Source organism: Pseudoxanthomonas sp. UC19_8 (assembly GCF_042700505.1).
Lineage (GTDB): Bacteria > Pseudomonadota > Gammaproteobacteria > Xanthomonadales > Xanthomonadaceae > Pseudoxanthomonas_A > Pseudoxanthomonas_A winnipegensis.
On record NZ_CP170559.1, the window covers coordinates 2092637 to 2104580 of the forward strand.

Here is an 11944-nt window from a genome sequence, read left to right on the forward strand (position 1 = left end):
CTCGCGGGACAGCCTACCGACCCGCACCACCCAGCAAAGGAACGACATGAAAAACACATGGATTGGCCTGGCCGCTCTGGCCTCGGCCGTTGGTCTCACCGCGTGCAGCGGCAAACCGTCGAATGCCAACGCCAAGCAGGCGCTGGCCACCCTCTTGGAACAAAGCGGCGCCGGGCGCATCGTGGAGGTCCGAGACTTCGAGCTGAGCGGCTGCACCGCCGCTGACGGCACCGATGGCTACCGCTGCGACACCCGTAGCCAGGTGATGCTCGAGATTGCAGGTCGTCAGGTGCCCATTCCGGTCAACAAGAGCCTGCGCTATGCCAAGGCCGATGGCGTCTGGAGGGCTTACACGCGATGAGCACCGATCCGATGACTGGAACATCCGTCGGTGCCGTGGGTGGCTTCCGTGGTGACAAGGCCTTGCGCGCCGTTCCCAAGAAGATCATGACCCCGCACAACCGCTTCTTCTGGTGGTTCTCGCTGAGCCTGCTCCTGCTGGGTCCTTTCGGATTCGTCGTTGGGCCGCTGATGGCCAGGCGGGGCCTGCGAAAAGCGGAGCGCCTCAACCCTCAAGAAGCCTACGCGGCTCGGCAAAGAGACCAAGGCTTCAGCTGGGGGCAGTGGTGGGTCATGACGCCGCTAGTGGTGACCATGGGCATGGGGGCGCTGGCGATGCTGAAGGCACTGCCGATGTTGCTACTGGTAATGTGGGTGCAGCTGACCAGCTGAGCCGATTTATAGTCCGTATCTAAAAGCCCGTCCATCCGGGCTTTCTTCAGTAGCTTTCACCAGGGCGTCCGGCTTTCCGCCCCTGTCGAGCCGAAGCACCCTTATTAGTGATGCTCACTGCGTAGAATCCAACAGCTGAGGTTGATGAACGGGCACCTGCTCTAAGAACTGGTCCAACGACACCTGCCCGCCGTCTAGGAAGGGCGCAGACTTCACTTTAGAGTGCAAGTTCAGCAGGCGCTTTTCAGCGCGTCTAATGATCGTGTCGTAAAGCATGGGAGTGATGCGGACCCAATCGCCTCGGGTCTGAGTCTCGGCTTCGCCGTTATCGATGCGATCACCTAAGATAAATGCATCGACCTTAGTAGTCTGCCTAAGGTATCCCCGCTCCCGCAGCTCCTTCACATATTTCCAAACCTGCTCCTTTTCCTTAGAGCCCAACGGAAGCCCTGTCGTCTTTAGATCGATGATGACCAAGTGCGCGATACCATCTTCGTTGGAATCTTCGTCGTATGAAGACCGCGCATACAGACCGATGCTGCTGTCATCTAGCACTACGAAGTCGGGTCGGTTACGGCTGCCGCGGCCGTCTTTGGCTCCGAAGATGGTCTGAATCACCTTAGTCATGCCCAAGTTGGACGTAAACTCGATGGACTCAAACTCCGGGCCAAACATCCAAAGACCCTTGGTAAACAAAGGTTGCAACTCGTGGACTTCATCCACTCCAGGCTTATCTAACTTCCGCTTCAGTTCATCGATCAGGCGTAGTCGGGTTTGGATCTCGTCGAGCACAATCTTGGCCAATCCGATTGTCCACGCGGCCAAGACCTCATGCAAGGCGTCATAATCGTCTGGACTTTGCGAGTGCAGCACGTCAAGCAGCCCATATAGGGATTTGCTTTTCTCTAGCTTTGTTAGAATAGTGGTCAGCTGGACGATTTCCTGCTCGCCGAAATTCGGGCAGTTGTCCACCACCTCGTTGACAAACGTGGTCACCCTGTCCTTTCCTAGTGGAGGAAGAGTGTTGACCGCGCCGCCCACGCGATCAAAGACGCTGGTCCGCTTGCTCTCACGGGCGGCCTGGTTGGTCGTGTCAATGATGTCCCGGATGCGCCGCTGGACGACTGGCTGGACGGCTTTCCAGATGGAATTTTCTTCTTCGAACCCCGACCAATCCGGCTTGACAGCGTTGGCTTCATTGAGGAAATCTGCTTCCACAATGAAGGTAAAGCGCTTGGCTTCGGAAGTGCGGCCATCGAGCACGCGATCCAGATCGCTGCCGCGCCAACCAAAGTCACCCACAGCCCTACGCTGGACCCACCAAGCGATACCGTGCTGCTTGGTAGTTTTATCAGCCTTGCGTGCGTCAATATGATGGATCGTCACTTCGCCGACGTTTGGAATGCTCAGTCGGGTGGTGGACAGGGACTGGCTTGAGATGTCGGCAAATGATATCTGCCGGCCATTAAGATGAACCTTGAAGCGGGGATCGGCCAGGAACCGACTACCGATGATGTCTCTGGCGCTCGCTTCATCTAGGCCTATTTGAGCGATGTCACCACAGCCTTGGATTTCTGTCCCGTGGCCATCCACGTCGCTTTCGATGTGCTCTAGCGTTTCAAGGACCAGCGGAGCGGTGGGGGAGCGCTTTACCTTGCAGGTGAACTTGGCACCATCCTTCCAAGAACTAACCAAGTATTCGCTAGAGAAGCAAAAACTAGCGAAGCGGCCCTTGCCGTTTCGCCCGAACACAGGTCGCGGCAAGCCTTCAAGGCCTGAAGGCGGATCGACGGTCAAGCCAGACCGCTTCACTCGGTCATAAGACATGGCTCGCCAGATGAATTTGAAATCGTCCAACGTCATGCCACGACCGTTGTCCCTGACTACAAACTGCCTCTTTGTCTCTAAATCAGGCCAAAGGATCTGAACCTCGGTGGCATAGGCGTCCCAACCATTGGCGACCAGTTCCACAATAGCCGTGGCTGGGTCGGTCATGATGGACCCAGCGTAGGCGTCCAAGAACCGGGTTTCAAAAAAAAGGTCCTGCGTCTCTTCCATGACTTCCCCTAAAAGCACTGAGCCAAAGAAGCGACGATAGCAGCCCTTAAGCTAGTTTGGATTCTTGCATCGAAATAGGGTTGTCAGCCCGGATACTTGGGGAACTTTTCGTCGGGGTGCTTGGCTTTCCACTCGTTGTATGCAGCAGTTCCTTCCCACGCCTTGAAGGCGCGCGGAGGACGCCCCCTCCCACTCCAAGTCTCTTGGGTATGGGGTAGCCAATACTTGGGTGCGACTTCCTTCTTGCCTTGGGCCGGAGCGGCCTTGGGGCCCCTGCCCGGGCTACCAGCTCCGATAGCGACCGCAAGTTCGGCCTTTTGCTTCGGGGTGAAGTGTTCACTGTACTGAGTCAAAAGGCTCAGGATTTCTATTACAGCCGAGGCCACCTGTTCTCGGCGAAGGGCAGCTTCCTGTTCTTCAAGCTTGCGGAGCTCCTCTTCAAGCTTGGCCTTCGCAGAAATGATCGATTCCAACGTCTTCTCACTCATTCAGCAGTCGCCTTTTAAGAACATGGGTCTTATCCCGGAAGCGAAGAGTCTAAGTGAATTGACTGCCCTTCCACCATGGGCATGCAAACTTTAGCTGGAATCAGTTAAATATGGTTGTATCGAAGCAGAACTTCACTCACTTAACGAATTCCCGCAAAAATCATTAAGGAGGATTATTTCCAACCCATTCTGCCATCATAGCCTGCAAATCATTAACATATGACCATGATTTCAGCTCGGGCAGTGATATATTTCGAGTTCGAGCAGTCGATCTAAGGAGTTGCTGAAATAGGTTGAAGCGCTTCCAAATGTGGCTCCCACCTTGAAAACCGCCGCCTTGCGCGCCACTTTTAGCTACGAGAAAAGAGCGAACTGCATTAATCGCCTTCTTTTGATCACCGCCATGGACTTTTGCATCCAGCCCGGCTGCATCACTTAGTGACGCATGGTACCGATAGGGCTCGGAATCCAACAGTAAAAAATGATGCTTGTCCGGCTCTATAGATGTCTCATGAAGAAGATATCCCACCCCTGCTTCAAATGGCATATTGAAACGAGGCAGTCGGAGTGATCCACCGCTTTCAACACGGCTTATGTCGTGAATCGAATACTTGCAAGATTGAATTTCAGCAGAAATACGCAGCAAGCGAACGGCATTAGCGTTATCAATCAACGCATGCCGAGCCTCAAAGCCTAAATCGTGAATCGCAAATATTACAGAATCGAATATAGGCTTATAGGAAACATCAAAGGGACAATTTAAGAAAACCTTTTTCGCATCCATGTGGAGTTCAATCCCTTGTCAAAAAATGAACTATGCAACCTTCATGGACTTCACGATTTCCGAAATGTCTGACTCAGAAAAATGCGACGGCTTCACCGAAGCCTTCCGCAATTTAACCTCTGGGTGTCGATTCACAAGCCTTCCCTGAATTGTTCCATCGATAACAAATTTGCCATCACTGGTGCGAGAAATATGAACGCTCGGCGTCACTTTCTTCGGAGCGACCTTAACTGTGAAAGAAAACCCACCTCTAGCCTTAGTCGCCTTCTTTACTGTCTTCTTAATGGACATAGCAGCCACCCAAATTTGTTTTGAAAATTATATTAAGCTAATCCTTTTTATCACAAAATAAAAATAAAGTCAAATGTTCAAATCTTATCTTCTAAACCGAACTACAGCAGCGCATGCCGCAGCTATGCCAATCACCCTAACTATGGTCGGCATTCCAACGAACTCAGGCCCAGGCTCCATACCATTGCCGAATGGCAAGCTTCCGCCAACGCCCTAGGACTGAACTCCGTCTCATACGCATGTGCATGCTCTTGCCGGTCCGACAGCTCGTGCCCTGTGTATTCCTCTCGCATCTCCCGGTGGACCCCAGCCGCCTTCAGCGCGCCGATGACCGTGTCTCGGAAGCTGTGGTGCCCCACCCTGCCACCGCCGCGCGCCTTGATGCCCAGCTTGACCAGGTAGCGCGAGAAGGCGTGCTGGGTCCGGCCGGCGGGGCCGTTCTTGGCGTCGAAGCTCAGCTCGGGGAAAAGCTCGGTCTCGCCGGCGGCCTTCAGCCTCGCCACGCGTTCCCACAGGCCCAGCTTGATGAGGTCCGGGTGCACCGGCGTCTTCCGGTCGCTGGCGTCGGTCTTGAAGCTCTTGTCCTCTCCCATCCAGGTGAAGTCGAAGATGGGAAGGCCGCCTTCTTCCCGGCAATCCTCCAGCTCTAACCGGGCCACCTCGTTGGACCGAGCACCGGTGTAGAGCAAGATGAGCGGGATCCACCGCGCCGCGTCGCCCTTCAGCTGCTTGAAGTTCTCCGGGTCGAAGATCCGCTGGATTTGCTCCGGGGTGAAGGCTTGGGAGCCGTGGCTCTTCGCCCGCTGCTTCTTCAGCTGCTTGGGCACGGAGGCGTGCCCGGAAGCCGGGTTGTCCCCTTGCGGGTAGTGCCCCGCCGTCTGGGCCCACTTGATGAAGTCCGCGCAGGCGGAGAACCGATTCGTAATGTAGGTGATGACCCGCTTCTGCGCGGTCTCGTGCAGGAACCACTCCGAGAAGTCCGTCCGGGTCAGCTGCTTGAGCATCACCGGCTGCTTGCCCTTCCCCTTGAGCTGGCTGGCCACGAAAGCTTCCAGGTCCTTCAGGGCCCGAGTCTTCTGGACGATGGTCTTGGCCGTGTTCTTGCCCTGGATGCTGACCAGATACTTGTCCCGAGCGTCCGCCAGGGTGAGGCCGGCAGCCCGGGCCTCGCCAATGGGCTTGACGACCCGGCGCGGCGGGAAGGGCTTGAACTCGGGCACCGGGCAGTCCGCGGCCAACTTCTGGAACAGGGCCAGGTCCTTGTCGTCGTTGATTTCGACCTGACCGAACGACTGGCCTCCAGGCAGCTTCACGTCCTTGAGGATCAGCTCAAGCGGCGACGTGCCTTCCAGGCTCTTCAAGAGCTCATCCAGCTCTTTCTCCATGCTGCCGTTCCTGATGGCTGCGAAGGCCTGAGCATAGCGCGCCTGCAGGACTAGGGCACACGTCAGCGCGGTGCGGTCGCACGTCGTGCCCGTCGAGCGCTTGATGACCTTGCGTCCAAACCGTGCCTGCACGTCGGCGGGCACGCGCAAGCGAACGTAGAAGCGGCCGGTCGGGCCGCGGGTCAGGTAGTGCGCAACTCGCATGGAAGTGTCCAAGCGAGTGTCCAAGGTCAGGAAAAACAAAAACGCCCACAAACCATTGATTTGCGGGCGTTTCCTAACATCTGGCGGAGTGAGAGGGATTCGAACCCTCGATAGAGCTTTTGACCCTATACTCCCTTAGCAGGGGAGCCCCTTCGGCCTCTCGGGCATCACTCCGAACAACATCGTGCCGTGGCATTGCGCGACGGCCGGCAAGGATACCGGCTGAACGCCTCCACGGCAAACATTCTGTCAGTTGGAGCTGTTGCCTTCGACGCGATCGTCGGCGCCGGCCTCATCGCCACGCTGGATGCGCTGGTAGATCTCCTCGCGATGCACGGCAACGTCCTTGGGCGCGGTGATCCCGATGCGCACCTGGTTGCCTTTCACGCCGAGGACGGTGACTGAGACCGAATCTCCGATCATCAGGGTTTCGCCGACACGGCGAGTCAAGATCAGCATTTCAATTCTCCGTAGGCCGGCTAGCGTATAGCCGGTGGAAGCATTTGGCCCGCGTAGTGCCAAAAACGCTTCCAGGTAAGTTCATGGACGTGAAACATGGTAGCGGCCGGTCACCTCCAGCCGCAAGGGAAAAGGCGTCGGGCTTATGCCGCCAGGCGCTGCGCCACCCAAGAAGTGACCCCAGCCAACGCAGAAGCAAGGGCGGGCCCGTCCTCGCCACCACCCTGGGCCAGGTCCGGGCGACCTCCGCCCTTGCCGCCAATCAGACCGGCGACGTGACCCAGCAGTTCCCCCGCCTTGACCCGACCCATTGCGGCACCGTTCACGCCGGCCACCAGGGCCGCCTTGCCGCCCTCGGTGCCGGCCAGCAGGATCACAGTGTCGCCCAGCTGCTGCTTGAGGCGGTCCACCGCGTCGCGCAGGGCCTTGGCGTCGAAGCCTTCCAGGCGCGCCGCCAGGACCTTGATGCCGTCCACCTCGACCGCCTGGCCGGCCAAGTCGGCGGTGGCGCCGGAAGCGGCCTTGGCCTTGAGGCTTTCCAGCTCGCGCTCCAGCTTGCGCTGGCGCTCGGTGAGCTGGCGGATGCGCTCGACCACCTCGGCCGCGCTGCCGCCGAGCAGGCCGGCGGCCTCGCTTAGGCGACGCTCTTCGCCATCGACATAGTCCAGCGCGCCCTGCCCGGTCACCGCTTCGATGCGGCGCACGCCGGCGGACACGCCGCTTTCGCTGACGATCTTGAACAAGCCGATGTCGCCGGTGCGCTGCACGTGGGTGCCGCCGCACAGTTCAGTCGAGGTATCGCCCATGCGCAGCACGCGCACGCGCTCGCCGTACTTCTCGCCGAACAGCGCCATCGCACCGAAGTCCAGGGCCTCCTGCATGCCCATGTTGTGGATCTCGGCCTGGTGGTTGGCGCGGACCTCGGCGTTGACCCGGCGCTCGATCTCGGCCAGCTCCGCCGGGCTCACCGGCTGGAAGTGGGAGAAGTCGAAGCGCAGCCGGTCCGGCGCCACCAGCGAGCCCTTCTGCTGCACGTGGGTGCCCAGCAGCGAGCGCAGCGCGGCGTGCAGCAGGTGGGTGGCCGAATGGTTGAGGATGGTCGCGCCGCGGCGCTGGGCGTCGATCTCGCCGGCGACGACATCGCCGACCGCCAGCGCGCCGTGCTCGACCTGGCCCAGGTGACCGTGGAACTGGCCGGCCAGCTTGAGCGTGTCGTTGACCGCGAACGCGCCGCCGGCGCCCTGCAGCCGGCCGGTGTCGCCGACCTGGCCGCCGGACTCGGCGTAGAACGGGGTGCGATCCAGCAGCACCAGACCGGACTGGCCGGCCTCCAGGCGCTGCACCGGGCGGCCGTCGTGCAGGAGGGCGACGATCTTGAGGCCATCGGCCTGCAGCTGGTCATAACCCAGGAACTCGGTCGGCGTGAGCTGTGCGACCAGCTCGGCCGGCAGCGCGGTGCCGCCGGAGAACTTGCCGGCCGCGCGCGCGGTCTGGCGCTGCTGCTCCATGGCCGCCTCGAAGCCGGCCATGTCCACGTCCATGCCGCGCTCGCGGGCGATGTCGGCGGTCAGGTCGACCGGGAAGCCGTAGGTGTCGTACAGGCGGAACGCGTCGGCGCCGGGAATGCTGCTCTGCGCGCGCGCGGCCACGTCCTCGAAGATGCGCATGCCGGCGTCGAGGGTCTCGGCGAAGCGCTCTTCCTCGGCGCGCAGCGCGCGCTCGACAAAGTCCTGCTTCTGCGCCAACTCCGGGTAAGCCTCGCCCATCAGCGCCACCAGGGTCGGCACCAGCTGGCTGAAGAACGGCTGGCGCACGCCCAGCATCCAGCCATGGCGCAGGGCGCGGCGGATGATCCGGCGCAGCACGTAGCCGCGGCCTTCGTTGGACGGCAGCACGCCGTCCACGATCAGGAACGAACAGGCGCGGATGTGATCGGCGATCACGCGCAGCGACTTGTTCTCCAGGTCGGCCGTGCCGGTGAGCTCGGCGGCCTTGCGGATCAGAGTCTGGAACAGGTCGATCTCGTAGTTGCTGTGCACGTGCTGCAGCACGGCCACCAGCCGCTCCAGGCCCATGCCGGTGTCCACGCACGGCGCCGGCAGCGGCACCAGGGTGCCGTCGGGCTGGCGGTCGAACTGCATGAACACCAGGTTCCAGATCTCGATGAAGCGATCGCCGTCCTCGTCCGGCGAACCCGGGGGGCCGCCGGCGATGTGCGCGCCGTGGTCGTAGAAGATCTCGGTACACGGCCCGCACGGGCCGGTGTCGGCCATCTGCCAGAAGTTGTCCGAGGCGTAGGGCGCGCCCTTGTTGTCGCCGATACGGACGATGCGCTCGGCGGGCACGCCGATCACGTCGTGCCACAGGCCGTAGGCCTCATCGTCGGTGTGGTAGACGGTGACCAGCAGGCGCTCGGCCGGCAGCTTCCAGACCTGGGTCAGCAGCTCCCAGGCCCAGGCGATGGCCTCCTTCTTGAAGTAGTCGCCGAAGGACCAGTTGCCCAGCATTTCGAAGAAGGTGTGGTGGCGCGCGGTATAGCCCACCGAATCCAGGTCGTTGTGCTTGCCGCCGGCGCGCAGGCAGCGCTGGACATCGGCCGCGCGCACGTAGCTGCGCTTCTCCGCGCCGAGGAACACGTCCTTGAACTGGACCATGCCCGAATTAGTGAACAGCAGGGTCGGGTCGTTGCCCGGCACCAGCGGGGCCGAAGGCACGATGGTGTGGCCCTTGGCGCGGAAGAAATCGAGGAAGTCCTGACGGACCTGGCTGCTGCTGAAGGTGGGGGCGGTCATGTGGGCGCGGGCAATGGGCGAGCGGCTGGCAAAACAGGCCGCGGATCCCCTCTAGATGGATGCGACCTGCCCTGAGACAACCTTGAACCGCAAAGGGTAACAAAGCCGGGCGGCTCAGTCCTCCGGCAGCCCGCGCAGGACCGCACGCACCGCCTCGCCGTCGAAGCCGCGCCGCAGCAGCAGGTCGGCCGCCTTGCGCTGGGCGGCCAGGTCTTCCAGCCGCTCGGGGCCAAAGCGCCGGGCAACCAGGTCGCGGGCCAGCTCGCGCCAGTCGCCCTCGAAACTGGCCAGGGCCCTGTCCACCTGGGCCGCGTCCAGGCCGTGGGTTTCCAGCTCGACCTGGATGTAGCGTGGGCCGTAGCCGGCGGCCACCCGGCTGCGGACCAGGGACTCGGCGAACCGGGCGTCGTCCTGCCAGCCCTCCCCCGCCAGGCGCTCGACGGCAGCCCTGGCCTCCTCGGCCTGGACACCGCGCGCGGTCAGCTTGCGGGTCAGCTCCTTGCGCGAATGCTCGCGGCGGACCAGCAGCGACAGGGCGCGCTGGACCGGCGTGGGCTCGGGCCGCCGGCGGCGCGGCCTGGTGCCCTGCTCCGCCGCGGCCACGTCGGACAAATCGGGCGTGTCGTGCTCATCCATGGCCGGACATCCGGACGCCGGCGTCGGGGCCGATCCGTCCCAACCCGAACGCAGAACGGCGCCGCCCGCGAGGGCGCCGCCGTCGTGCTCCATCTTGGAAGGTCGCCCCGCGCAGGCCGGCGCCGCCACTGACAGCAGCGCCGACCTGCGCGGAACGGATGCAATCAGGCGTCATCGCCTTCGTCGTTTTCACGACCGGCCACCTCGGCCGGCTGGAACTTCTCGCGCAGCTCGGCTTCCAGCTTGGCGGCCACCTCGGGGTTCTCGCGCAGGTAGGTACGCGAGTTGTCCTTGCCCTGGCCGATGCGCTCGGAGCCGTAGCTGTACCAGGCGCCGGCCTTGTCCACGATCTTGGCCTCCACGCCCATGTCGATCAGCTCGCCCTCGCGGCTGATGCCCTCGCCGTACAGGATCTCGGTGACGACCTGCTTGAACGGCGGAGCCATCTTGTTCTTGACGACCTTGATGCGGGTCTGGTTGCCGATGATCTCGTCGCCCTTCTTGATCGCGCCGATGCGGCGGATGTCCAGGCGCACCGAGGCGTAGAACTTCAGGGCGTTGCCGCCGGTGGTGGTTTCCGGGCTCTGGCCGGGCATCATCACGCCGATCTTCATGCGCAGCTGGTTGATGAAGATCACCAGGGTGTTGGAGCGCTTGATGTTGCCGGTCAGCTTGCGCAGGGCCTGGCTCATCAGGCGGGCCTGCAGGCCCGGCAGCTGGTCGCCCATCTCGCCTTCGATTTCGGCCTTGGGCGTCAGGGCGGCGACCGAGTCGATGACCACGATGTCCACCGAATTCGAGCGCACCAGCATGTCGGCGATTTCCAGCGCCTGCTCGCCGGTGTCGGGCTGGGACAGCAGCAGGTCGTCGACGTTGACGCCCAGCTTGCCGGCATAGATCGGGTCCAGCGCGTGCTCGGCGTCGATGAAGGCGGCCGTGCCGCCCTGCTTCTGGCACTCGGCGATGGCCTGCAGGGTCAGGGTGGTCTTGCCGGAGGACTCGGGCCCGTAGATCTCGACCACGCGGCCCTTGGGCAGGCCGCCGATACCCAGCGCGATGTCCAGCATCAGCGACCCGGTCGGGATCACCTCGGTGGCCTCGATGACGCGGTCGCCCATGCGCATCACCGAGCCCTTGCCGAACTGGCGCTCGATCTGGGTCAGGGCCGCGGCCAGGGCGCGCTTCTTGTTCTCGTCCATTGTCAGTGTCCTTGGAAGGTGTGGTGAGGTGATGGGAGCAATCTAGAGCAGGTGGATCGCACGGATTGAGACATCGGCGAGCCGTGCTGCAACGGTGCGCCGTGCGCCCGAACGGCGGCAGCGGGCGATGCCGCCGTCGCGGGTCGGAAAAGTCCGGATGGAAACGTGGGACATCACCGGTTCGGCCGCACCAGGCCGCAGTACAGGCCTTCGATGGCGAAGTCCGTCCGGGCGCACGTCGATGGGCGAGTAGTCCGGGTTGCGCGGCAGCAGGCGGATCGAGTCGCGGCCGATCTTCAGCAGCTTGACGGTGATCTCCTCATCGATGCGCGCCACCACGATCTGGCCGCTGCGCGCCTCGCCGGTGCGGTGCACGCCGATCAGGTCGCCGTCGAAGATGCCCTCATCGCGCATCGAATCGCCCTTGACCTTGAGCAGGTAGTCCGGCGAGGGCGAGAAGAACACCCGGTCCAGCACCACGTAGTCGTGGTGGTCGGCGTCGGCGCCGATCGGCGCGCCGGCCGCGACCCGGCCCAGCACCGGCAGGCGCAGCGCGGAGGCATCGTCGTTGGCCGACGCGAACTGCATCGCGGCCTGGGCCGGCTGCGGCGCATGCAGCAGGCGGATGCCGCGCGCCCGGCCGGGGATGCGCTCGATGGCGCCGGCGGCCTCCAGGGCCTCCAGGTGGTATTGCGCGGCGCGCACGCCCTTGAAGCCCAGCGCGCGGGCGATCTCGGTCTGCGAGGGCGGCATGCCGTCGGCCTCGAGCCGCTCGGCGATCAGGGCCAGGATGGTCTGCTGGGTGTCGGTGAGCTCCATGGTTAGTAGTAATACTACTAACAAATCACCCTTGCAAGCGCGCGGTCGCTCCGATGATGGCGGCGTGGCGCAGACGAGCCAGGCGCATACCCGACAG

General features: G+C 62.4%; 10 protein-coding genes, 1 tRNA gene and 1 pseudogene. 2 read left to right on the top strand and 10 right to left on the bottom strand.

All coding sequences use genetic code 11. The annotated features are described in order from the left end of the window. The first annotated feature begins 46 nt into the window (after positions 1-46). Positions 47-361, top strand: a complete 315-nt coding sequence (locus ACFJIT_RS09125; RefSeq protein ID WP_379655650.1) for a hypothetical protein — start codon at positions 47-49, stop codon at positions 359-361. Further along, positions 358-732: a hypothetical protein gene (locus tag ACFJIT_RS09130; protein WP_379655651.1), complete on the top strand. Its 375-nt coding sequence runs from the start codon at positions 358-360 to the stop codon at positions 730-732. The genes ACFJIT_RS09125 and ACFJIT_RS09130 overlap by 4 nt, the downstream gene beginning before the upstream one ends. Positions 733-846: 114 nt before the next feature. Here ACFJIT_RS09130 and ACFJIT_RS09135 read toward each other — a convergent pair whose 3' ends face one another. The 10 genes and pseudogenes from ACFJIT_RS09135 to lexA form a co-directional block, all read right to left on the bottom strand. Further along, positions 847-2727 carry an ATP-binding protein gene (locus ACFJIT_RS09135; RefSeq protein WP_379655652.1) on the bottom strand — a complete coding sequence of 627 codons (1881 nt, stop codon included), beginning with the start codon at positions 2725-2727 and terminating at the stop codon, positions 847-849. 146 nt (positions 2728-2873) lie between these two features. Further along, the gene (locus tag ACFJIT_RS09140) at positions 2874-3278 is read right to left on the bottom strand and encodes an H-NS histone family protein (protein ID WP_379655653.1); all 405 of its coding nucleotides are present in this window, start codon (positions 3276-3278) and stop codon (positions 2874-2876) included. A gap of 163 nt (positions 3279-3441) precedes the next feature. Next, positions 3442-4062, bottom strand: a complete 621-nt coding sequence (locus ACFJIT_RS09145; protein ID WP_379655654.1) for a hypothetical protein — start codon at positions 4060-4062, stop codon at positions 3442-3444. Positions 4063-4493: 431 nt separating this feature from the next. Further along, positions 4494-5954, bottom strand: coding sequence for a DUF6538 domain-containing protein (locus ACFJIT_RS09150; protein WP_379655655.1), 1461 nt, complete (start codon positions 5952-5954; stop codon positions 4494-4496). Between the two features lie 69 nt (positions 5955-6023). Beyond that, positions 6024-6116, bottom strand: a tRNA-Ser gene (locus ACFJIT_RS09155). A 75-nt stretch (positions 6117-6191) separates the two neighbouring features. Continuing rightward, entirely contained in the window at positions 6192-6401 is a 210-nt protein-coding gene (gene csrA, locus ACFJIT_RS09160) for a carbon storage regulator CsrA (RefSeq protein ID WP_130518967.1), read from the bottom strand. 143 nt (positions 6402-6544) lie between these two features. Further along, the gene (alaS, locus tag ACFJIT_RS09165; RefSeq protein WP_379655656.1) at positions 6545-9193 is read right to left on the bottom strand and encodes an alanine--tRNA ligase; all 2649 of its coding nucleotides are present in this window, start codon (positions 9191-9193) and stop codon (positions 6545-6547) included. A 114-nt stretch (positions 9194-9307) separates the two neighbouring features. Further along, entirely contained in the window at positions 9308-9796 is a 489-nt protein-coding gene (recX, locus tag ACFJIT_RS09170) for a recombination regulator RecX (protein WP_379655744.1), read from the bottom strand. Positions 9797-9993: 197 nt separating this feature from the next. Beyond that, positions 9994-11028, bottom strand: coding sequence for a recombinase RecA (gene recA, locus ACFJIT_RS09175; RefSeq protein ID WP_130518973.1), 1035 nt, complete (start codon positions 11026-11028; stop codon positions 9994-9996). Positions 11029-11201: 173 nt separating this feature from the next. Then, a pseudogene (gene lexA / locus ACFJIT_RS09180) lies at positions 11202-11847 on the bottom strand (transcriptional repressor LexA). Positions 11848-11944: the final 97 nt, after the last annotated feature.